At 71.5% G+C, this 22,173-nt stretch carries 20 protein-coding genes and 1 pseudogene; 19 read left to right on the top strand and 2 right to left on the bottom strand.

The annotated features are described in order from the left end of the window. Positions 1 to 77 precede the first annotated feature (77 nt). The 10 genes from AC30CM_RS04665 to AC30CM_RS04710 all read left to right on the top strand — a co-directional run bounded on the left by AC30CM_RS04665 (position 78) and on the right by AC30CM_RS04710 (position 11,052). Complete coding sequence (locus tag AC30CM_RS04665; protein ID WP_490115660.1) at positions 78 to 2,075, top strand: dipeptide ABC transporter ATP-binding protein; 1,998 nt, start codon at positions 78 to 80, stop codon at positions 2,073 to 2,075. Further along, positions 2,075 to 2,944: an ABC transporter permease gene (locus tag AC30CM_RS04670; protein ID WP_490115661.1), complete on the top strand. Its 870-nt coding sequence runs from the start codon at positions 2,075 to 2,077 to the stop codon at positions 2,942 to 2,944. The genes AC30CM_RS04665 and AC30CM_RS04670 overlap by 1 nt, the downstream gene beginning before the upstream one ends. A 7-nt stretch (positions 2,945 to 2,951) precedes the next feature. Then, the gene (locus AC30CM_RS04675) at positions 2,952 to 3,956 is read left to right on the top strand and encodes an ABC transporter permease (protein WP_490115662.1); all 1,005 of its coding nucleotides are present in this window, start codon (positions 2,952 to 2,954) and stop codon (positions 3,954 to 3,956) included. Beyond that, complete coding sequence (locus AC30CM_RS04680; protein ID WP_490115663.1) at positions 3,957 to 4,646, top strand: cysteine hydrolase family protein; 690 nt, start codon at positions 3,957 to 3,959, stop codon at positions 4,644 to 4,646. After that, a complete protein-coding gene (locus AC30CM_RS04685) occupies positions 4,643 to 6,223 on the top strand; it encodes an ABC transporter substrate-binding protein (protein WP_490115664.1) in 1,581 nt (526 codons plus the stop codon). Before AC30CM_RS04680 ends, AC30CM_RS04685 begins: the two co-directional genes overlap by 4 nt. A gap of 3 nt (positions 6,224 to 6,226) precedes the next feature. Beyond that, positions 6,227 to 7,057 (top strand): N-acyl homoserine lactonase family protein, encoded by an 831-nt coding sequence (locus AC30CM_RS04690; protein ID WP_490115665.1) that lies wholly within the window; start codon positions 6,227 to 6,229, stop codon positions 7,055 to 7,057. After that, the gene (gene allB / locus AC30CM_RS04695) at positions 7,054 to 8,394 is read left to right on the top strand and encodes an allantoinase AllB (RefSeq protein ID WP_490115666.1); all 1,341 of its coding nucleotides are present in this window, start codon (positions 7,054 to 7,056) and stop codon (positions 8,392 to 8,394) included. The genes AC30CM_RS04690 and allB overlap by 4 nt, the downstream gene beginning before the upstream one ends. Continuing rightward, positions 8,391 to 9,407 (top strand): allantoicase, encoded by a 1,017-nt coding sequence (gene alc, locus AC30CM_RS04700; protein WP_490115667.1) that lies wholly within the window; start codon positions 8,391 to 8,393, stop codon positions 9,405 to 9,407. The genes allB and alc overlap by 4 nt, the downstream gene beginning before the upstream one ends. Beyond that, entirely contained in the window at positions 9,404 to 9,931 is a 528-nt protein-coding gene (locus AC30CM_RS04705) for a hypothetical protein (RefSeq protein ID WP_490115668.1), read from the top strand. The genes alc and AC30CM_RS04705 overlap by 4 nt, the downstream gene beginning before the upstream one ends. A 74-nt stretch (positions 9,932 to 10,005) precedes the next feature. Next, positions 10,006 to 11,052 carry an isopenicillin N synthase family dioxygenase gene (locus AC30CM_RS04710; RefSeq protein WP_490115738.1) on the top strand — a complete coding sequence of 349 codons (1,047 nt, stop codon included), beginning with the start codon at positions 10,006 to 10,008 and terminating at the stop codon, positions 11,050 to 11,052. On the opposite strand, the gene AC30CM_RS04715 is transcribed toward AC30CM_RS04710, so the two are convergent. Further along, positions 11,049 to 12,107: an iron-siderophore ABC transporter substrate-binding protein gene (locus AC30CM_RS04715; RefSeq protein ID WP_490115669.1), complete on the bottom strand. Its 1,059-nt coding sequence runs from the start codon at positions 12,105 to 12,107 to the stop codon at positions 11,049 to 11,051. The genes AC30CM_RS04710 and AC30CM_RS04715 overlap by 4 nt on opposite strands. 213 nt (positions 12,108 to 12,320) lie before the next feature. Between AC30CM_RS04715 and ctaD the strand changes: the two genes are divergently transcribed. Together ctaD and serB are read left to right on the top strand one after the other, a co-directional pair. After that, the gene (gene ctaD, locus AC30CM_RS04720) at positions 12,321 to 14,063 is read left to right on the top strand and encodes an aa3-type cytochrome oxidase subunit I (RefSeq protein WP_490115670.1); all 1,743 of its coding nucleotides are present in this window, start codon (positions 12,321 to 12,323) and stop codon (positions 14,061 to 14,063) included. A 19-nt stretch (positions 14,064 to 14,082) separates the two neighbouring features. Further along, a complete protein-coding gene (serB, locus tag AC30CM_RS04725; RefSeq protein ID WP_490115671.1) occupies positions 14,083 to 15,318 on the top strand; it encodes a phosphoserine phosphatase SerB in 1,236 nt (411 codons plus the stop codon). Between the two features lie 16 nt (positions 15,319 to 15,334). On the opposite strand, the gene yczR is transcribed toward serB, so the two are convergent. Further along, a complete protein-coding gene (gene yczR / locus AC30CM_RS04730) occupies positions 15,335 to 16,780 on the bottom strand; it encodes a MocR-like transcription factor YczR (protein ID WP_490115672.1) in 1,446 nt (481 codons plus the stop codon). A gap of 61 nt (positions 16,781 to 16,841) precedes the next feature. Here yczR and AC30CM_RS04735 point away from each other — a divergent pair, with 61 nt between their 5' ends. The 7 genes and pseudogenes from AC30CM_RS04735 to AC30CM_RS04765 all read left to right on the top strand — a co-directional run bounded on the left by AC30CM_RS04735 (position 16,842) and on the right by AC30CM_RS04765 (position 22,157). Next, positions 16,842 to 17,015 carry a hypothetical protein gene (locus AC30CM_RS04735; RefSeq protein WP_490115673.1) on the top strand — a complete coding sequence of 58 codons (174 nt, stop codon included), beginning with the start codon at positions 16,842 to 16,844 and terminating at the stop codon, positions 17,013 to 17,015. Then, the gene (yczE, locus tag AC30CM_RS04740; protein ID WP_490115674.1) at positions 17,012 to 17,707 is read left to right on the top strand and encodes a membrane protein YczE; all 696 of its coding nucleotides are present in this window, start codon (positions 17,012 to 17,014) and stop codon (positions 17,705 to 17,707) included. Before AC30CM_RS04735 ends, yczE begins: the two co-directional genes overlap by 4 nt. Further along, positions 17,608 to 18,507 carry an ABC transporter ATP-binding protein gene (locus tag AC30CM_RS04745; protein ID WP_490115675.1) on the top strand — a complete coding sequence of 300 codons (900 nt, stop codon included), beginning with the start codon at positions 17,608 to 17,610 and terminating at the stop codon, positions 18,505 to 18,507. The genes yczE and AC30CM_RS04745 overlap by 100 nt, the downstream gene beginning before the upstream one ends. Continuing rightward, a complete protein-coding gene (locus AC30CM_RS04750; protein ID WP_490115676.1) occupies positions 18,504 to 19,325 on the top strand; it encodes an NUDIX hydrolase in 822 nt (273 codons plus the stop codon). The genes AC30CM_RS04745 and AC30CM_RS04750 overlap by 4 nt, the downstream gene beginning before the upstream one ends. Continuing rightward, positions 19,322 to 19,960 carry an enoyl-CoA hydratase-related protein gene (locus AC30CM_RS04755; RefSeq protein ID WP_490115677.1) on the top strand — a complete coding sequence of 213 codons (639 nt, stop codon included), beginning with the start codon at positions 19,322 to 19,324 and terminating at the stop codon, positions 19,958 to 19,960. Before AC30CM_RS04750 ends, AC30CM_RS04755 begins: the two co-directional genes overlap by 4 nt. Before the next feature lie 27 nt (positions 19,961 to 19,987). Continuing rightward, positions 19,988 to 20,977: a class I SAM-dependent methyltransferase gene (locus tag AC30CM_RS04760; protein WP_490115678.1), complete on the top strand. Its 990-nt coding sequence runs from the start codon at positions 19,988 to 19,990 to the stop codon at positions 20,975 to 20,977. Continuing rightward, positions 20,911 to 22,157 (top strand): annotated as a pseudogene (locus AC30CM_RS04765) (THUMP-like domain-containing protein). The gene AC30CM_RS04760 and the pseudogene AC30CM_RS04765 overlap by 67 nt, the downstream one beginning before the upstream one ends. Positions 22,158 to 22,173 lie beyond the last annotated feature (16 nt).

Below are 22,173 nucleotides of genomic sequence, written 5' to 3' on the forward strand. Positions count from 1 at the left end.
CGGGAAAACTGTCAAGTGACAGGCCAGCGGACGTCGAGGTACCCCTGGCACCGAGATCTCACCCGTGGAGTACGCCGATGGTCAGCGCTGCCTCCGCAGTCGACGCGCCTGCGGTCGGCGGCGCCCCTGCCGTGCCGGCGGGGGCGCCACCGGTCGCCGATCCCGTCGCCACCGTCGGCGACGTGCACGTCACGTTCCGCCGCAACGGCTCCGCCGTGCACGCCCTGCGCGGCGTGTCGCTGGCCATCGCCCCCGGCGAGATCCTGGGCCTGGTCGGCGAGTCCGGTTCTGGCAAGAGCGTGCTCGGGTTCACGATGCTCGGGCTACTGCCGGAGGGGACCCGGGTCGACGGCACCGTGCGCGTCACCGGAACCGACATGGTCTCCGGCGAGGCCAAGACGCTGCGCCGGGTACGGCGGTTGGACCTGGGCGCGGTGTTTCAGGACCCCATGACGTCGCTCAACCCGACGATGCGCATCGGCAGGCAGGTGGCCGAGGCGGCGGGAAGCGACGACGAGGCGCTGCGCCTGCTCACCGCGGTGGGCATCCCAGACCCGGCGCGGCGCATGCGGGCGTTCCCCCACGAACTCTCCGGCGGCCTGCGCCAGCGGGTGATGATCGCGATCGCCATCGCGGGTGACCCCGAACTCATCATCGCCGACGAACCGACCACGGCGCTCGACGTGACGGTGCAGGCCCAGGTGCTGGCGCTGCTGCAGCGTCTGCGCGACGACATCGGGTGCAGCATCGTGTTCATCACCCACGATCTGGGGGTGGCCGCTCAGATCGCCGACCGCATCGCGGTGCTGTACGCCGGCCGCATCGCCGAGATCGGCCCGACGGCCGACGTGCTGACCGCGCCCGCGCACCCCTACACCCACGGGTTGCTGCGCTCGCGGCTCACGCTCGACACCGCCCGGGACCGCAGGCTCGCCGCGCTCCCCGGCTCGGTGCCCAGCCCGGTCGCACCGCTGCCGGGGTGCGCGTTCGTGCCGCGGTGCGCGCTGGCCCACGACGCGTGCTCGGCCACGCCGCCGAACCCCCTGAGCATCGGGCCCGCGCGCGTCAGCGCGTGCGTGCTGCCGGTCGCCGAGGTGGCCGAGAAGCTGGGTGCGGCCGCCACCACGACCGCGCAACCGTACGCGGCCAGGACCTCCGGGCCCGGCGAGCACCCCCCGGCGGCGGTGCTGCAGGGCGTCACCAAGTCGTTCCCGGTCAGACGGCACGGCAAGCTGCAGGCCCTGCGCGGCGTGAATCTGCGTGTCGCCCATGGCGAATCGGTGGCGCTGGTGGGCGAGAGCGGATCCGGCAAGTCGACGCTGCTGCGAGTGCTGGCGGGTCTGGAGAAGCCCACCGCGGGCTCGGTCGACGTGGCGGGTGGACAGCGCCCACAGATGGTGTTCCAGGACGCCGGCGCCTCGCTGACGCCGTGGATGTCGGTGGGCGAACTCATCGGTGAGCGGCTGCGCGGCTCCTCCTTGAGCCGGGCGCAGCGGCGCGCCGCCGTCGTCGAGGTCCTCGAGCGGGTCGGCCTGCCCGCCGAGGTGGCCACCTCGCGGGCGGCCCAGCTGTCCGGCGGTCAGCGCCAACGGGTGTCGCTCGCGCGGGCCACGGTCGTGCCGCCCTCGGTGCTGCTGTGCGACGAGCCGACGAGCGCGCTGGACGTGTCGCTGGCGGCGTCGGTCCTCAACCTCATCGGCGACCTGCGCCGCAGCCTCGACATGTCCGTGGTGTTCGTGACGCACGACCTCTCGGTGGCCCGCGTGGTCGCCGACCGGATCGCGGTGATGTACCTGGGGCGGATCGTCGAGATCGGTCCCGCCGAACGCGTCATCGCCGACCCCACGCACCCCTACACCCGGGCGCTCGTCGACGCCATCCCCGACCTCGGTCGCGAAACCCGCGTACTGCCAGGCGAACCCGCGAGCCCCCTGGCCCCGCCCAGTGGATGCGCGTTCCACCCGCGCTGCCCCATCGCGGTCGACGCGTGCAGCGGTGCGGACCTCGACGTCCGCCTGCAGGGCGCCCCCGACAACCCGCACCTGGTCGCCTGCATCGAGAGGAGGGCCGGCTGATGTCGGTCGCACTACCCGCGCCGCCGCTGGTGCGGGGCCGCACCCGTCGCGTGCTGACGTTGCCCACGTCCGGCTCGACGATGGTGAACTGGGCAGGGTTCTCGCTCGTCGTCGTGGTGACGCTGATCGCCGTCGCGGTCCCGGTGCTGGCCCCGCACGATCCGCTGCTGCCGGTGGGCATGCCCCTGCAGGCGCCCGGCAAGAACGGCTTCCTGCTCGGCACCGACAGCATCGGGCGCGACATCTTGTCGCGCGTGCTCTACGGCGCCCGGTCGAGCTGGTTCGCCGCCCTGGCCGTGGTGGCGATCGGGCTGCTGATCGGCGGCCTGGTGGGGCTGATCGCCGGCGCCGCGGGCGGCTGGGTGGACACGGTGCTCATGCGCATCACCGACGCCTTCCTGTCCCTGCCCGCACCGGTGCTGGCCATTGCGGTGGTCGCCGCACTGGGGCCCGGTTTCGTGCACACGTTGATCGCGGTCTCCATCGTGTGGTGGCCGTTCTACGCCCGCCTGGTGCGCGGCGACGTGGCGCGGCTGGCCGCACGGCCACACGTGGAAGCCGCCCGGCTCGCGGGCACCGGCCCGCTGCGCGTCGCGCTGCGGCACCTGCTGCCCGGCGCGATGCCCAACGCCGTCGTCGCCGCGAGCCTCGACGTCGGCACCCTGATCCTCACGCTCGCGGCCCTGTCGTTCCTGGGTCTCGGGCAGGCCGCTCCCGCACCGGAACTGGGCGCCGACTCGGCCCGCAACCTGAGTTACTTCCTGCAGCAGTGGTGGATTCCGGTGATGCCCGGTCTCGGCGTCCTGGTGCTGGCGCTGGTGGGCAACGTCGCAGGCGACTGCCTGCGCAACCTGATGAAGTCGAGGTGAGCCGGACGTGAAGACCTTCATCGCCACCCGCGTGGCCGCCATGGCGGCCATCCTGGTCGCCCTCACCGGCGTGATGTTCGTGCTGCAACGCATCTCGCCGCTGGACCCCGTGAAGGCGCAACTGGGCGCGCAGGCGTCGGCGCAGGCGGTCGCGGCGCGCCGAGAGGCGCTGGGCCTGGACGAGCCGGTTCTGGTGCAGTTCTGGAACTACCTGACCGGTGCCGTGACGGGTGATCTCGGGACGTCCTACCGGACCCGACACGCGGTGGTGTCCGACCTCGCGACGTTCGTGCCCGCCACCCTCGAACTGGCGCTGTACGGCATGGCCGTCGCGCTGGTGCTCGCCGTCCTGCTGGCGTTCAGCACGACGCTGCGCTGGCGCGGCGCCGGGCTGCTGCGCGCGGTGCTGTTCACCGGATCGTCGGCGCCGATGTTCCTGCTCGGCATCCTGGGGCTCATCGTCTTCTACAAGACCCTGGGGTGGGTACCCGCCAACGGGCGCATCTCGCTGCCGAACCCACCCGACGGCCCCACCGGCCTGCTCACCGTCGACGGCCTGCTCCACGGCCGCTTCGACGTCGTCGCCGACGCCCTGCACCACTTGATCCTGCCCGCCCTGGTGATCGCGCTGGGCCCCGCGGTGGCCATCGGCCGGGTGCTGCGCAGCAGCCTGGTGGGGGACACCGGCAGCGACTACGCCAGGACCGCGCGCGCCAAGGGCCTGTCCGAGACGCAGATCCTGGCGCGCCACGTGCTGCGCAACTCCGTCGGCGGGGCGCTGTCCATGACGGGACTGCAAGTGGGACTGATGTTCTCCGGCGTACTCGTCGTCGAGCAGGTCTTCGGGTGGCCGGGCATCGGGCAGTACATCGCGCAGAGCATCCCCGTCGCCGACTTTCCCGCCATCGCCGGCGTCACGTTGATGCTCGGCGCCCTCTACGTCGTCGTCAACACGGCCGTGGACCTGCTCCAGGCCGCCGCAGACCCCCGCATCGCAGTCACAGGAGGATAGGTGCCGAAACAACCGCTCATCGTGGGCAATCCCGTGCTCGTCGTCGTCGACATGCAGGAGTCCGGCGACATGCCCGTCGAAGACGTCGGCATCCCGCACATGGCGGGCTACGCCGGTCGCATCGAGAGGGTCAAGCAGCTGATCGCCGCCGCCCGTGCCGCCACCATCCCGATCGTGTTCTTCCAGGAGGTGCATCGCGCCAGCGGCATCGACTTCGGCCGCGAACTCGACGGCGTGGAGGGCCCACACTGCCTCGACGGTGGCCCCGGCACCCCGCTGCACCCCGAACTGCTGCCCCAATTCGACGGTCCGAACCACGAGTTCCACATCGTCAAGCGGCGCTACTCCGGGTTCATCGGAACCGAGTTCGAGATCGTGCTGTCCGGTCTGAAGGCCGACACGCTCATCCTCGTCGGCGGTCTCACCGACGTCTGCGTGCACTACACGTTCGCCGATGCCCACCAGCGTGACTTCTACGTCCGCGTGGTCTCCGACTGCGTCGGTGGCTCGTCGGAGTACCGGCACGACGCCGCACTGGACGCCATGGAGTACCTGCAAACCGGGGCCACGCGCACCGCCCAGGAGATCCTCGCGGCGTTCCAAGACCTGACCCGAGACCTGAACCGAGACCTGAACCGAGACCTGACCCAAGACCCTGCCACGCCGACGCTGCAAGGAGCCACCCGATGACCAGACTGCGCACCCTGCTGGCCGTCGGGGCGGCCGCCATGCTGGCCGTGACCGCCTGTGGCGGATCGGATTCCGGGGGCGGCGGCACGCCGAACGCGGCGCCCACCGACAAGGTGCTGCACCTGTCGTTCCTGCAGGATCCCGGGCAGCCGCCGGACCCCGACGTCTACTACGCCGGTCAGGGACTGCTGCTGACCACCAACACCTACGAGGGTCTGCTGCAGTACAAGGCGGGCACAGACAAGCCCGAGCTGGAGCCGCTGCTGGCCACCGCGTGGACGGCCTCCCCGGACAACAAGGTGTTCACCTTCACCCTGCGCCAAGGCGTGAAGTTCCACGACGGCACCCCGTTCACGTCGGCGGCGGTCAAGGCGTCGTTCGATCGCAGACTCGCCGTGAACCAGGGGCCCGCGTACATGGTCGCCGACGTCGAATCGGTGACCACGCAGGGCGATTACGGCGTCACCGTCACCCTCAAGGCGCCCAACTCGGCCTTCCTGGACTACCTGGCCTGCCCGTACGGGCCGCGGATGCTCAGCCCGGAGGGGTTGCAGAAGAACGCGGGGGCCGACCACGCGCAGGGTTATCTCACCACCCACGACCTGGGCACTGGGCCGTACACGCTGACGGCCGCCGAGGTGGGTTCGAAGTACGAGCTGACCGCGTTCGGTGACTACTGGGGCGCCAAGCCCTATTTCGAGAAGGTCGACCTCCCGGTGATCACCGACGTGTCGGCCCAGCAGCTGCAGTTCAACAACGGTCAGCTCGCGGCCATCCTGCACGACCTGCCGTCCTCGGCGGTGCAGTCCTACATGGACGACGAGAAGTACGCCAACTACTCACTGCCGACCATGATGTCGAACTACGTCTACGTCAACCCCCGCAAGGGCATGATGACCGACGTCAAGAACCGCGCCGCGGTGATGAGCGCCATCGACGTCGACGAGCTGGTCAAGCAGACGTACTTCGGTCGCGGCAAGAAGGCCGAGCAGATCTATCCGCCGAACATGATGGCCGCCGAATACGGCAAACAGTCGGTGACGCACGATCCGTCGGCGCTGAGCGCGCTCGCCGCGAACCTGCCCGCCGACCAGAAGTCGATCACCATCGGGTATGACTCCAGCAATCCCGACAACCAGTTGATCAGCAACCTGATCCAGACCCAGCTGGCCGCGGCCGGGCTCACCGCCAAGGTGCAGGCCTATCCCACGTCGGAGATCTACGGCTGGATCGGCGGCGACGGTCAGTCGGCGCCGGAGATCATGACCTACCTGGGCTGGCCCGACGCTCCCTCGCCGTACACGTGGGGCCACATCTCGTGGGACGCCGACGGCGGCCTGAACTTCTTCGGGTGCTCGTCACCGGCGATCACCGCGGCGCTGAACGCGGGGCTGCCGGCCGACACCGCCGCCGACTTCTCCACCGCCGGTGAGGAAGCCGTGAAGACGGGGTGCTGGCTCAACGTCGCCGACGTCGACGACTTCATGGTCGCCCAACCGTGGCTCAAGGGGATGGAGCAGGCGCACGTCGTCACCAACCCGAACTCGCTGCGCCTGGCCGCGCTGTCGGTGGGGTGAGGCATGGCGCCGATCCTGGGGCGCAGGGCCGGGGTGCGCCGCATCATCCTGCTCACGCTCGGCTGGGAGGAACTGCCGAAGTCGGTGTCGGTGTACGGCGCACCCCCGCAGGAACGCATGCGTGAACCCGTGCCGGGCGTGCTGCTGCAGACCGACGGCGGCTGGGTGCTCCTGGACACCGGGTTCAACACCGCGCTGGTGCGCGACCCCGCTCTGTATCGGCGGTTCTTCCCGACCGTCGAGTACCGCCCGGTGCTCCCCGGCCCCGGCGAGCCGATCGAACAGCGGCTCGCCGAGGTGGGGGTGGACTTCGACGCCATCCACACCGTCGCGGTCAGCCACCTGCACCACGATCACGCCGGCGGTCTGAAATTGTTCGCAGGCAAGGTGCCGGTCCATGCGCAACGCCGCGAACTCGAGTACGGCCTGGCGAATCATCCAGAGCCCGAACGGAACGCGATCGTCCGGGTGGACTTCGACGATCCCGCCATCGACTGGCGCCTTGCCGACGGCGATGCCGAGGTCGCGCCGGGCGTGACCGCGGTACCGACCTACGGGCACACGCCGGGGCACCAGAGCTTCGTGGTCGATCTCGACGAGTCCGTGGGCGGCGACGGGTTCGTGTTCGCCTTCGACGCCGCGGATCTCACCGAGAACATCGAGCACGAACTGCCCATCGGCGGGTTCATCGACGTGGATCCGCACGACACCGTCGAACCCATCCGCAAGCTCAAGCGGCTGGCCGCCGAGAAGGGGTACCCGCTGATCCCCGGCCACGACCCGCACGTCTGGCCCGAGTTGACGCAGCACTTCCACGACCGGTTCGGCGCGTGACCGACCTGCTGCTGCGAGCCGAGCGGGCCCTGGTCGACGGTGTGCTGCGCCCCGCGGCGGTCGCCGTCGCCGACGGGGTCATCACCGCCGTCACCGGCATCACCGGAGGCGACGACGCCGTCGGTGGCGCCGACGTCGTGGAGGTGACCGCGCCTGCGGTCCTGCTGCCGGGATTCGTCGACACCCACGTGCACGTCGACGAACCCGGCACGGACTGGGAGGGTTTCGCGACCGCGACGGCCGCCGCGGCCGCCGCGGGCATCACCACCATCGTCGACATGCCGCTGGACTGCGATCCCGTGACCACCACCGTGACGGCGCTCGCGGCCAAGCGTGCCGTCGCGCGGGGCAACTGCCACGTCGACGTCGGGTTCTGGGCCGGCGCGGTACCCGCCAACGTGGGCGCGTTGGCGCCCCTGGCCGCGGCGGGGGCGGTGGGGTTCAAGTGCTTCCTCGCCGACTCCGGCAACCCGGACTTCGGCCACCTCAAGCCCGACGAGTTCCTCTCCGCGGCAACGGAAGTCGCAGCACTGAGCGCGGTCCTGCTGGTTCACGCCGAAAGTCACGCGGTGCTCGCCGAGAGCCCGGCTCCCCACGGCCGGCGCTACGACGCGTTCCTGCGCTCGCGGCCGGACGAGGCGGAGTTGGCGGCGGTGCGCCTCGTCGTCGACGTCGCCCGGCGCACCGGCGCGCGCCTGCACGTGGTGCACGTCTCGAGCGCCACCGTGCTGCCGTTGCTCGCCGCGGCGCGGGCGGAGGGCCTTGCCGTCACGGCCGAGACGTGCCCGCACTACCTGGGCCTGGCCGCCGAGGACGTGCCCGACGGCGCCGTCGAGTACGCGGCCTGCCCGCCCATCCGCGACCGCGCCAACCGCGAGGCCCTCTGGGCCGCACTGGCCGACGGCACGCTCGACATGGTGGTCTCCGATCACTCACCGTGCGCGCCGACGGCCAAGGGCCGCGACTTCGGCACGGTGTTCGGGGGCATCGGCTCCCTGGAACTCGCGCCGCGCGTCACGTGGACGCACGCCGCCGCGCGCGGCTTCGGCATCGCCGACCTGAGCCGGTGGATGTCGCAGCGGCCCGCGGCACTGGCCGGCTACCGGGACCGCGGCCGCATCGCGGTGGGGGCGCGAGCCGACCTGTGCGTCTTCGATCCCGACGTGTGGGCGCCGGTCCGCGCCGCCGAATCGCACCAGCGCCACCCCGGCGGCCCGTACGACGGCACCAGCCTGCGGGGTGCCGCGGTGCGCACGTGGGTCGCCGGCGTCGCGGTGCCCCGTCGCACGCCGCAGCCGGTGACCGCCGGCGCCACGAACCGGGGGCTGGGCGCGTGACGGCAGGCGTCGACCTCGCGTGCCGCACGCTCGGGGGCAGCGTGGTCGCGGCCAGCGACGAGTCGTTCGGCGTCAAGGAGCACTTGATCGTCGCGGCCGAACCCGCCTTCGTACCAGGCACGTTCGACCTGCGCGGCGAGGTCGTCGACGGCTGGGAGACGCGCAGACACGCCGGCGCCGACGGCGACTGGGTGATCGTGCGCCTCGGCGTCCCCGGCCGCGTGCACGGCGTCGACGTGGACACCCGGTCGTTCTCGGGCAACCATCCCACGGCCTGCTGGGTCGACGCGTGCGTGCTCGGCCGGACCGACGACCCGACGGCATCCGACGTCTCGTGGATCACGCTCGTGGAACGGACCGTGCTGCAGCCGGATTCGCACAACCTGCGCGCCGTCGACGATCGCCGCCGCTTCACCCACGTCCGGCTGCGGCTGGCCTCCGACGGCGGCGTCGCCAGGTTGCGCGTGTACGGCGAGGTGGTACCCGACCCGCGGGACTTTGACGGCGTGACCGTCGAGGTGTCCGGTTCCGAGCAGGGCGGGCGCGTCCGGTGGTGCAGCGACGGCTTCTTCTCGGACGCGACCCGGGTCATCGCGCCCGACCGGCCCCGCAACATGGGCGACGGCTGGGAGGCCCGTCGCCGACGCGACGTCGGCCCCGACACCCACGACGCCGTCGTGATCTCGTTCGCCGCCGAGGCACGCCTGCACCGCATCGAGATCGACACCACGCACTACGTCTTCAACGCCTCGCAGGCGGTCGAGGTGCTGGGCACCCGCCGGCACTCCGACGACGACGGGGACTGGGCGACACTGCCATTCGACGTCGTGGTGCTGGCGCGAACCGCGCTGGTCGCCGATGCCCGGCAGACGTTCCACGTGGCCGCCGACGGCATCCGGGCCATCCGCGTCGCCGCACACCCCGACGGCGGCATCGCCAGGATCCGGGCGCTCGGCGAACCCACCGAGTCCGGGCGGCGGCGGCTGCGCACCCGCTGGGAGCAGACCTCGTGACGCCGGTACGGATCGCCGACTGCGCGGGCCAGTGGCGGCGCACGCTGTTGATCGAGGCCGACGGCTCCCACGTGACCGACGGTGACGTGCGGTGGCTGCAGGGCCCGTCGGCGTACGTCGACTCCCGGGGCTTCGCGGGCACGCTGTCACAGGACGGCTCGGTGTTCTCCTGGCACCGCAGCGTCGACCTGACGGCACCGGGACCGTTCCCGGATGCCGGTGAGATGCGTTGGGAGGGTGACACTCTGGTGGAGACCGGGGTGCACGAGGACTACGTCGAACACTGGGTCCGCGATGCGGGCACCGCCGTACCGTGCGGCGCGCTGCTGCTGGCCGGGCCCGACGGGGCGCCCGGCCTGCTGGTACGCGTGGGGGCACTGTTCGGGTTCGCCGGTGGGGGTGAGGTGTTCCTCGACGACGTGGGCGCGCCCCGGTGGCGGGCGCTGGAGATCGAGACGTCAGAGGTCCGGGCCGATGGGGTGCGCTGGACCATTCGAAGAACCGAAGGGAATCCCCCGTCATGAGCACCACGTCGACCACGCCGGAGTCCATGCCGGAGACCACGCCGGAGTCCATGCCGGAGACCATGCCGGAGACCATGCCGACCTTCACGTCGGTCCCCGTCGTCGACGTCAGCGGCCTGCGGTCACCGGATCCGGCGTGCCGGGCCGCGGTTGCCGCGGAGCTGGGACGGGCGGCCCGCGAGGTCGGCTTCTTCTACGTCGGCGGCACCGGCGTCGACGACGCCCTCGTCGAGCGTCTGCTGGAGGTCACCACGCAGTTCTTCGCGCTGCCCGTCGAGGAGAAGATGCGCACCTACATCGGGCTGTCGCGCTGCCACCGCGGCTACGTGCCCGTGGGGGAGGAGGGCGTGGAGAGCGGGACCCCGGACCTCAAGGAGGCGTTCGACACCGCACTGGACCTGCCCGCCGACGATCCCGACTACCTGGCGGGCAATCCCATGCTGGGGCCCAACGCGTGGCCGGACCTGCCGGGGTTCGCCGAGGCCGTGACCGACTACTACCAGGCGGTGCTCGCCGTCGGGCACCAGCTGTTGGCGGCGTTCGCCGTCGCGCTCGGGGAAGACCCGGAGGTGTTCTGCGGCCACGCGACCAAGACGCCGAGCCAGCTGCGCCTGGTGCACTACCCGTACGACCCCGACGCCGTGGACGTCCTCGGCATCGGCGCGCACACCGACTACGAGTGCTTCACGCTGCTCAAGCCCACCGCACCCGGGCTCGAAGTGCTCAACGGCGCGGGGGAGTGGATCGACGTGCCGCCCATCGACGGCACGTTCGTGGTCAACGTCGGCGACCTGCTGGAGCTGTGGACCAACGGCGAGTTCGTCGCGACCAGTCACCGCGTCCGCAAGGTCGCGCAGGAGCGCTACTCGTTCCCGCTGTTCTTCAACGTGGACTACGACACCGTGGTGAGCCCGCTGCCGCGCTTCGTCGACGAGAGCCGCCCGCGGCGGCCGCCGCTGCGGGCGGGGGAGCACCTGTTCGCGCAGACCGCGCAGACGTTCGCCTACCTGCGCGCCCGGATCGCCTCCGGCGACCTCGTGCTTCCCGACGGGGCATTGGGGATCAACCAGTTCGGTCAGCAGGCTCGCCACGACGCGCGGGCCCCGCGGCCGCCCGCCTAGTTGATCGGCGCGTTGATGCTCCTCAGGTCGTCGAGGATGCCGCGCGCGGCGACGATGCCCTCGCCGGACTGCCACACCTCGTCGTTGACCACGAACACCCGGCCGTCCTTGGCCGCCGAGAGCCGTCGCCACGCGTCGCTGCCGAGCACCTGCGGGGCACGGTCACGGGCGGCGGGCGAGGCGAAGGACACGTAGACCGCGTCGCCCTCGGCGGGGGAGAAGTCGGCCCCCGCCAGATCGGTGGTGCTCACCTCGACGTAGGGCTTGTCGGTGAAGCGCTGCGTCGCGGGCCGGTCGACGCCGGCGGCGCCGAGCACGCTGCCCGGGAAGTCGTCCAGGCCGTACACCTGCGCCGTCGTCTCGGTCAGCCGCACGATCGACGCCTGGTAGTGCGTGCCGTCGTTCTGCGCGCCGGTGGTGCGCGCCGCGTCCTCGAACCCCTCGATCAGGCGGTCGGCGGCGCCGCGGCGGCCCGTGGCGTCGCCCACCTCGCGCAGGGTGTCGCGCCACGCGGCACCCGGGGCGCCGGTGAACACCGTCGGGGCGATCCCGTTCAAGGGGTCGAGGTCCTGCGGCGTCAGCTCGCGCGAGCCCAGGATCAGGTCGGGGTTGGCAGCGCGGATCGCGTCGAGGTCAGGCGACGTCCTGGTGCCCACGGCGGGTAGGTCGTGGATGACGCGACCCAGGTAGGACGGCTGGCCTCCGCCGTCGGGCACGGCCGCGGCGACGATGCGCGACTGCAGCCCCAGCGCGCAGAGCATGTCCAGCTGGTCACCGGAGAGCACGACGATGCGCTGCGGGTCGCGCCGGTCGGGCCCGGCGTCCAGGGCTGCGGGCTCCGCGGCGCACGATTCGTCGGGGCGGCGCTGGTTGCCGAGAACCCCGGCGCCCGCCACCTTGGTGGTGCTGGTGATGGGGGCGTCGGCGGGGTTGGGGACCGCCGACGAGCCCGCTCCGCCGCTCGTGCCGCAGCCGCCGAGCAGGGTCGTCGACACGGCCGCCAGGACGGCCGCGCCGGCCAGGACGGGTCCGACGCGCGGGGAGGACAACGACACGCCGCCGACGGTAACACCCTGCGGATTCACCGCCGGGGACGTGCCGGGACGCGACACGGTGGGGTCTTTTCGGTGACGAATACGACGGTTTGTAGGACCACGTGCGCCAGGCGGTCCGAAGGGGGTTACGATTCAGTGCAGAGCCACGGGTGTGCCCGCACGCGCCCGTCGAGCACGCGGCCCGGGAAGCCCCAGAAGACCCAGGAGGATCTGTTGGTAGCCGAAGCGCCCCCAATCGGTGAACTCGAGGCACGGCGGCCGTTCCCGCCCAGGATGGGCGCCAAGGGCACCCTGATCTACAAGATGCTCACCACGACCGATCACAAGCTGATCGGCATCATGTACTGCGTCACCTGCTTCATCTTCTTCTTCGTCGGCGGCCTGATGGCGCTGCTGATCCGCACGGAGCTGGCCCTGCCGGGTCTGCAGTTCCTGTCGAACGAGCAGTACAACCAGCTGTTCACCATGCACGGCACGGTGATGCTGCTGTTCTACGCGACGCCCATCGTGTTCGGCTTCGCCAACCTGGTGCTGCCGCTGCAGATCGGTGCTCCCGACGTCGCGTTCCCGCGGCTGAACGCCTTCTCGTTCTGGCTCTTCCTCTTCGGCGCCCTCATCGCGATGGCCGGTTTCATCACCCCCGGCGGCGCCGCCGACTTCGGCTGGACCGCCTACTCGCCGCTGACCGACGCCATCCACTCGCCCGGTGCGGGTGGCGACCTGTGGATCATGGGTCTGGCCGTCGGTGGTCTCGGCACCATCCTCGGTGGCGTCAACATGATCACCACGGTGGTCTGCATGCGCGCCCCCGGCATGACGATGTTCCGCATGCCGATCTTCACCTGGAACATCCTGGTGACGTCGATCCTGGTGCTGCTGGCGTTCCCGATCCTGACCGCCGCGCTGTTCGGCCTCGCCGCCGACCGCCACCTCGGCGCCCACGTGTACGACCCTGCGAACGGCGGCGTGCTGCTCTGGCAGCACCTGTTCTGGTTCTTCGGGCACCCCGAGGTGTACATCATCGCGCTGCCGTTCTTCGGCATCGTCAGCGAGATCTTCCCGGTGTTCAGCCGCAAGCCGATCTTCGGCTACACCACGCTGATCTACGCCACGCTGGCCATCGCCGCGCTGTCGGTGGCGGTGTGGGCGCACCACATGTACGCGACGGGAGCCGTTCTGCTTCCCTTCTTCTCGTTCATGACGTTCCTGATCGCCGTGCCGACGGGCATCAAGTTCTTCAACTGGATCGGCACCATGTGGAAGGGGCAGTTGACCTTCGAGACACCGATGCTGTTCTCGGTGGGCTTCCTGGTGACGTTCCTGCTCGGTGGCCTGTCGGGCGTGCTGCTGGCCAGCCCGCCGCTGGACTTCCACGTCACCGACAGCTACTTCGTCATCGCGCACTTCCACTACGTGCTGTTCGGCACCATCGTGTTCGCCACCTACGCGGGCATCTACTTCTGGTTCCCGAAGATGACGGGCCGGCTGCTCGACGAGCGGCTGGGCAAGGTGCACTTCTGGCTGACGTTCATCGGATTCCACGCCACGTTCCTGGTGCAGCACTGGCTGGGTGACGAGGGCATGCCGCGCCGCTACGCGGACTACCTGCCCAGCGACGGTTTCACCACCTTGAACGTGTTCTCCACGGTGGGCTCGTTCATCCTCGGCATCTCGACGCTGCCGTTCGTGTGGAACGTGTTCAAGAGCTGGCGTTACGGTGAGCCCGTCGTCGTCGACGATCCCTGGGGTTACGGCAACTCCCTGGAGTGGGCCACCAGCTGCCCGCCGCCGCGGCACAACTTCACCGAGCTGCCCCGCATCCGTTCGGAGCGGCCCGCGTTCGAGCTGCACTACCCGCACATGGTCGAGAGGATGCGCGCCGAAGCGCACGTCGGCCGTGCGCACGGCCCCTCGGACGGGGACGTGACGCGGCTCGACGAAAACGTCCGTACCTGACGGCAGGCGACGCACAGACGTGTCGACGTCTTCTTCCAGCCTGCTGATCACGGTCACCGGGCGAGACAAGCCTGGCGTCACGTCGGCGCTGTTCGAGGTGCTGTCTCGGCACGGGGTCGAACTCCGCAACGTCGAGCAGGTCGTGGTGCGCGGGCGCTTGACGCTCGGTGTGCTGGTGGCCGGCCCCGTCGAGGTGATGAGCGCGACCCTGCGCGACGAGGTGCAGCAGGCCATCTGGTCGGTGGGTCTCGACGTGACGATCGAGCGCAGCGACGACCTGCCGGTTCTGCGGGAACCGTCGACGCACACCATCGTCGTGCTGGGCAGGCCCATCGGGGCCGGTGCCTTCGCGGTCGTGGCCCGGGAGGCGGCCGCCCTCGGCGTCAACATCGACACCATCCGCGGGGTCTCCGACTACCCGGTCACGGGTCTGGAACTGCGCGTCTCCGTCCCCGCGGGCGCGGCCTACGGGCAGTTGCAGCAGGCGATGGCCCGGGTGGCCGTGGAACAGGGCGTCGACATCGCGCTGGAGGACTTCAGCCTGTCGCGGCGCGCGAAGCGGCTCATCGTGTTCGACGTCGACTCCACGCTCATCCAGGGTGAGGTCATCGAGATGCTGGCCGAGCGGGCCGGTGCGCTCGCGGCGGTGGCCGAGGTGACCGAAGCCGCGATGCGCGGCGAGTTGGACTTCGCCCAGTCGTTGCACCAGCGGGTCGCGACGCTGGCCGGGCTGCCCGCCAGCGTGCTCGACGACGTCGCCGACCAGATCGAGCTGACACCCGGGGCGCGCACCACCATCCGCACGCTGCGGCGCCTCGGCTTCCACTGCGGCATCGTCTCCGGCGGTTTCCGCCAGGTCATCGAGCCGCTGGCGCACGAGCTGATGATGGACTTCGTCGCCGCCAACGAACTCGAGATCGTCGACGGCAAGCTCACCGGCCGCGTCGTCGGGCAGGTGGTGGACCGGCCCGGCAAGGCCAAGGCGCTGCGCGACTTCGCCCAGCAGGCCGGCGTGCCGATGGAGCAGACCGTGGCGGTCGGCGACGGCGCCAACGACATCGACATGCTGTCGGCGGCCGGGTTGGGCGTCGCGTTCAACGCCAAGCCGGCGTTGCGCGAGGTCGCCGACGCCTCGCTGAACCACCCGTATCTGGACACCGTGCTGTTCATCCTGGGCGTCACCCGCGGAGAGATCGAGGCCGCCGACGCCGTCGACGGGACGCTGCGGCGCGTCGACATTCCCGACGGGGTCTGACGCCGCGGCGGACCCGTCAGACGACGACGGCGACGCGCTCGGCGGCCGCGGTCCCGGTGACCCCGTGCCAGGCCCGCGCCAGCAGTTCGACGGCTGCGGTGAGCTGCTCGTCGGGCAGCGTGTACGGCACGCGGAGGAACCGCTCCAGCGTGCCGTCGACGCCGAAGCGCGGGCCGGGCGGGATCTCCAGCCCCATCCGCGAGGCGGCCGCCGACAGCGCGGAACTCATGGGCGCGGGCAGCCGGATCCACAGCGACATGCCGCCGGTGCCGGGCAGGGGCTGCCAGTCCGGCAGCAGATCCTCGAGCAGGGACAGCAACAGGGCGCGTCGGCGCCGCAGGATGTCGCGGCGTTCCGGCATGACCTCGGCCTCGCTGGCCAGGAGCGACGCGGCCGCCAGCTGTTCGACGATGGCGGTGCCCATGTCGATGGACGGCCGCAGGGCGGCGATGGTCGCCAGGGTGGCGCGCTCGGCGCGGATCCAGCCGATGCGCAGTCCGCCCCAGAACGACTTGGACATCGACCCCACGGTCAGCACTAGGTCACGGCGCATGGTCATGGCGGCGGCCAGCGGAGCGGGCACGCGCTCGTCGAGCCACATGTCGGTGATGGTCTCGTCGACGATGGTGCGGGTGCGCGTCTCGGCGATCACGCGGGCCAGATCCGTGCGTTCGGCCGCACCGAGCGTGAGCCCCGTCGGGTTGTGGTTGTCGGGAATGAGGTAGGCCAGTGAGGGGGCCAGTTGGCGCATCGCGGCCTCGACGGCTCCGATCTCCCAGCCCTCGTGGGTGACCGCGACCGGCACGGGCCGGATGCCGCGGGTGGCCATGGCCGACAGCGCGCCGTGATAGGTGGGCTGCTCGACCAGCACGCGGTCGCCGGGGGAGGTGTAGGTGGCCAGGATCAGGCCGATGGCGTGCAGTGCGCCGGTGGTCACCATGATCTCGTCGGGATGTGTGGGAAGTCCACGCGCAGAGTATCTTTCGGCCAGCCGCTCGCGCAGCACGGGCACGCCGGTCAGCTCCACCCCGATGTCGTGCAGATAGGGCGTCACCTGTACGGCGGCATCGGCGAACGCACGCGCGGTCACCGCGGCGGGGGCGGCGAACGTCGCGGCGGCCAGGTTCACCGTGCCCGCGCCGGGGACCGGTGTCGCGGTCGGCGGGGGCACCGGGGGCACGCCGGCGACCGGCAGCGCGGTGGTGCTGCGGGCGCCGCGGCGAGCCACCAGATATCCCTCGTCGCGCAGGTGGGCGTAGGCCGCGGTGACCGTGGTACGCGAGACGTGCAGCGTCTCGGCCAGGGCCCGTTCGCTGGGCAATTGGGCGCCGACGGGCACGCGGCCGTCGATGACGAGCATGCGCAGCCCGTCGGCGAGGCCGAGGTAGGCCGGACCGCTGGCGTTCGCAGTACGCCAGTTGCCGAGTTCGCGGGCGAGGAGATCGACGTCGAGGCGGCGCATGCGAGCCAGTTTGCCTCAACTGGATATTGCTGACAAGGAAATCGATAGCCAATATCGAGACATGGCTTCGAACTGGACCTCTCGCATGACGCGTTCGGCGCGTCGGTTCGGCACCGTCTTTCGCACCGAACCGCGGCACGGAATACCCGCGGACCGCAGCGATGGCGACGCCGACTGGCGCCGCACGAAGGCCGACCTCGACGCCATCCGCGCCCGCTTCCCCGACCACGCGTGACCCGCGCGCTGACGCGCACCGGCGCGCTGTTGGCCGGGCTGGTCGGTTACGGCTCCTCGATGGCCCTCATGGTCCAGGCCCACCTCGGCCTGGATCCGTGGGACGTCTTCCACCAGGGGCTCGCCCAACGCACCGGCATGACGATCGGGGTGGCGTCGGCGGTGGTCGGCGTCGCCGTGCTGCTGGCCTGGATCCCGCTGCGCAACCGCCCCGGCATCGGCACCGTCGCCAACGTCGTGGTCATCGCCGTCACGGTCGACGTCGGCGTGGCCCTGCTGCCGGCGCCGGACCACCTGGTCGGGCGCGCCGCGATGCTGCTGGGCGCGGTCCTGCTGAACGCGGTGAGCACCGTGCTCTACATCGCCGCCGGCCTCGGTCCCGGGCCCCGCGACGGCCTGATGACGGGACTCGTTGCGCGGACCGGTCTTTCGGTGCGATTGGTGCGCACGTCCATCGAGGCGACCGTGCTGGCCGTCGGCTGGCTGCTCGGCGGCACGGTCGGGGTGGGCACCCTGGTCTACGCCTTCGGCATCGGGCCGCTGGTGCAACTGGTGCTGCGGGTGACGCCACGCCGCTGGCTCGCCGGCAGCGGGTGGGCCTTCACCCAACCCGCCGTGTCTACGATGGGCGCGTGTCCCAGGCCGGAGATCGAGACGAGCAGCCAGACGCCGGAGTCGACCCAGACCTGCTGATCGACTTCCGCCGGGTCAGCCTCCGCCGCGGCGGCAAGACGCTGGTGGGGCCCCTGACCTGGGCGGTGGAACTCGACGAACGCTGGGTGGTGATCGGGCCCAACGGGGCGGGCAAGACGTCGCTGCTGCGCATCGCGGCCGCCATGGACCATCCGTCGTCGGGAACGGCGTACGTGCTGGGCGAGCGGCTGGGCCGCACGGACATGGCCGAGCTGCGGTCGCGGGTGGGCCTGAGCAGTTCGGCGCTGTCGCAGAAGGTGCCCGACGACGAGGTGGTGCGCGACCTGGTGGTCTCGGCCGGCTACGCCGTGCTGGGCCGGTGGCGCGAGCGGTACGACGACGTGGACTACGCCCAGGCCGTCGACATGCTCGAGAGCGTCGGCGCCGAACACCTCGCCGAACGCACCTACGGCACGTTGAGCGAGGGCGAGCGCAAGCGCGTGCTCATCGCGCGCTCGATGATGACCGATCCCGAACTGCTGCTGCTCGACGAGCCGGCCGCCGGTCTGGACCTCGGTGGCCGCGAGGAGCTGGTGGCGCGGCTGGCCGACCTGGCCGCCGACCCCGACGCGCCGGCGACCGTCCTGGTGACCCACCACGTCGAGGAGATCCCGCAGGGCTTCAGCCACTGCCTGCTGCTGTCGGAGGGCGAGGTCGTCGCGTCCGGTCTGCTCACCGACGTGCTGACGGCCGAGAACCTCTCCGCGGCGTTCGGGCAGTCGATCGCGCTGGAGATGATCGACGGGCGATACTTCGCGCGGCGCACCCGCGCCCGCGCGGCACACAGGAGGCGTGCATGACCGGGTCCCGTTCCACCGATCCCCTGGTGCCACGGCCGGCATCGACGGTGATGCTCGTCCGCGAACGCGGCGAGGTCGGCGGCATCGAGGTGTTCCTGATGCGCAGGCACTCCCAGATGGACTTCGTCGCCGGGGTCATGGTGTTCCCCGGCGGTGGCGTCGACGACCGCGACCGCACCACCGACATCGCGTGGTACGGGCCGGAGCCCGCGTGGTGGGGCGAGCGGCTGGGCGTGGCATCCGACCTGGCGACGGCGCTGGTGTGCGCGGCGGCCCGCGAGACGTTCGAGGAGTCGGGCGTGCTGTTCGCCGGGGCCGCCGACGATCCCGACGTGCTGGTCGACGACGCCTCGGTCTACCGCGCCCAGCGGGCGGCCCTGGCCGATCGGTCGCTGTCGTTCGCCGACTTCCTGCGCGACGAGAAGCTGATGCTGCGCGCCGATCTGCTGCGCCCGTGGGCCAACTGGATCACCCCCGAGGAGGAGCGCACCCGCCGCTACGACACGTACTTCTTCGTCGGCGCCCTGCCGGAGGGGCAGCGCGCCGACGGCGAGAACACCGAGACCGACCAGGCGTTCTGGACCACGCCGTCGGCGGCGCTCGGCGAGTTCGAGGCGGGCCGGTCGTTCCTGCTGCCGCCCACGTGGTCGCAGTTGGATTCGCTGGCCGGGCGCACGGTCGCCGACGTGCTGGCCGACGAGCGCGACATCGTCGCCATCCAGCCCACGCTGCGTGCCGACGAGATCCAGGGCAGCTGGAGCATCGAGTTCTTCAACAGCGAGCGCTACAACGCCGCCCGCAATCACCGCGCCCCGTGAGCGAGTTCGTCTCCACCCACGTGCGGGACGACATCGGCACGCTGCTGCTGTCGCGGCCACCGTCGAATGCGCTCACCCGCCAGCTGAACCGCGAGATCGTCGCTGCCGCAGCCGAACTCGACGCCGACCCGCGGGTCCGCAGCGTCGTGCTCTACGGCGGCCACGAGATCTTCTGCGCGGGCGCCGACCTGGGCGAGCGCGGCACGCTCGACGCCGCCGAGGACGCCGCCGCCGAGGACGTGGCGCGTCGCGCCCGCGAGGCGGTGGCCGCCATCGCCAAGCCGACCGTCGCCGCGATCACGGGGTACGCGTTGGGCTCCGGGCTCGCGCTGGCGCTGGCCGCCGATTGGCGCGTCTCCGGTGACAACGCGAAGTTCGGTGCCACCGAGATCCGCGACGGGCTGCCGGTGGCCCCCGACGCCGCGGCCCGGCTGGCGCGGGTGATCGGGGAGAGCCGGGCCAAGGCGCTGGTGTTCAGCGGTCGCTTCGTGGCCGCCGAGGAGGCGCGCACGCTGGGTCTGGTCGACGAACTGTGCGCACCCGACCACGTCTACGACGCCGCGCTCGCGTGGACGGCGACCGTCGCCGATGCGCCGCGCGCAGCGTTGGCCGCAGCCAAGGGTGCGTTCACCTGAGCGCAGCGGGCCATTAGGCTGCCCTACATGACGAGCACCGACAACGGGACCGAGGTCTCGGACCCGGCTCCCCACCCGCACGCGACCGCGGAAGAGGTCGAGGCGGCGCGCCACGACACCAAGCTGGCCCAGGTGCTGTACCACGACTGGGAGGCCGAGAGCTACGACGACAAGTGGTCGATCAGCTACGACCAGCGCTGCATCGACTACGCGCGCGGCCGCTTCGACGCCATCGTGCCCGACGACGTGCAGCGTGACCTGCCCTACGAGCGCGCCCTCGAGCTGGGCTGCGGCACCGGCTTCTTCCTGCTCAACCTGATGCAGTCCGGGGTCGCCCGCCGCGGGTCGGTCACCGACCTGTCGCCCGGCATGGTCAAGGTCGCCACCCGCAACGGGCAGGGGCTGGGCCTGGACGTCGACGGCCGGGTCGCCGACGCCGAGGGCATCCCCTACGAGGACGACACGTTCGACCTGGTCGTCGGCCACGCCGTGCTGCACCACATCCCCGACGTCGAGCTGTCGCTGCGCGAGGTGGTGCGCGTCCTGAAGCCGGGTGGCCGGTTCGTGTTCGCCGGGGAGCCCACCGCCAAGGGCAACGTGTACGCCCGCAACCTGTCGACGCTGACCTGGCACACCGCCACCACCATCACCAAGCTGCCCGGCCTGCAGGGCTGGCGGCGGCCGCAGGCCGAACTCGACGAATCGTCGCGGGCGGCGGCCCTGGAGGCCGTCGTCGACCTGCACACGTTCGAGCCGAGCGACCTCGAGCGCATGGCGACGCGCGCCGGTGCCGTCGACGTCCGGACCGCCAGCGAGGAGTTCACCGCGGCCATGCTGGGCTGGCCCGTGCGCACCTTCGAGGCGTCGGTCCCGCCGGGACGCCTCGGCTGGGGATGGGCGAAGTTCGCGTTCCGGAGCTGGACGACGCTCAGCTGGGTCGACGCCAACCTCTGGCGCCACGTGGTGCCCAAGGGCTGGTTCTACAACGTCATGGTCACCGGGGTGAAGCCGCACTAGCGCCAGGCGACCGGGTGTGGCACTCGTGTTCGGCGTCGACGACGTCGCCTACCTGAGGGGTGTCGACGGCCGCGCCGCGCTGGCCGAGGTGGGGGCACTCGACCTCGCCGACGCCACCCGCATCGCCGACGTCTCGCGGTTGCGGGAGCGCTTCGGCGAACGCGCAGCGGCGCTGCTGGAGACCGTGCTGCTGCGCAGGCGGGCGGCCGCGAAGTTCGCCGACGCGCAGCGCTGGCTGTTCACCGACGAGGCGTTGCAGCAGGCCACCGCCGAACCCGTTGCCGCACACCGTGCCTCGCGCTTGACGGGCGCCGTCGTGCACGACGTCACGTGCTCCGTCGGCGCCGAGTTGGCGGCGTTGCGCACCACCGCGGCCACCGTCGTCGGCAGCGACCTGGACCCCGTGCGCCTGGCGATGGCGCGCCACAACGTGCCCGACGTCGCGGTGCTGCGGGCCGACGCGTTGCGCCCCGTCACCCGCGACGCGGTGGTCGTGGCGGACCCGGCGCGCCGCAGCGGCGGCCGCCGCCGGTTCGACCCGCGCGACTACACACCCGCCCTGGACGCGCTGTTCGACGCCTACCGGGGGCGGGCGATGGCCGTGAAGTGCGCTCCCGGCGTCGATTTCGCGCGGCTGGCCGACCTGGGTTTCGCCGGAGAGGTGGAGGTGACGTCGCTCGCGGGCAGTGTCCGCGAGGCCTGCCTGTGGACGGCGCCCCTCACCGAGCCGGGCGTCTCGCGGCGCGCGACGGTCCTCGACCGCGGCGAGACCCTCACCGACGTCGATCCGGACGATTGCGCGGTGGCGCCCGCGGGCCGGTGGATCGTCGATCCCGACGGCGCCGTGGTGCGCGCCGGCCTGGTCCGCCAGTACGCGGCGCGGCACGGCCTGTGGCAGCTCGATCCGGACATCGCGTACCTGTCCGGCGACGACGTGCCGCCGGGCGTCCGGGGTTTCGAGGTGCTCGACCAGGTCGACCTCAAGCGGCTGCGCGGCGTCCTCGCCGCGGGTGACGTCGGCGCCGTCGAGATCCTCGTCCGCGGGGTGGACGTGGACCCCGACGCCCTGCGCAGGCAACTCAAGCTGCGCGGCACGCAGCACCGTTCGGTCGTGGTCACGCGCCTCGGCGCCCGCGGCGCGGATCGCGTCGTCGCCTACGTGTGCAGGCCGTCACGCTGACGCCGCAGGTCGCGAT

Source organism: Mycobacterium sp. DHQP2018-32-09 (assembly GCF_058148405.1).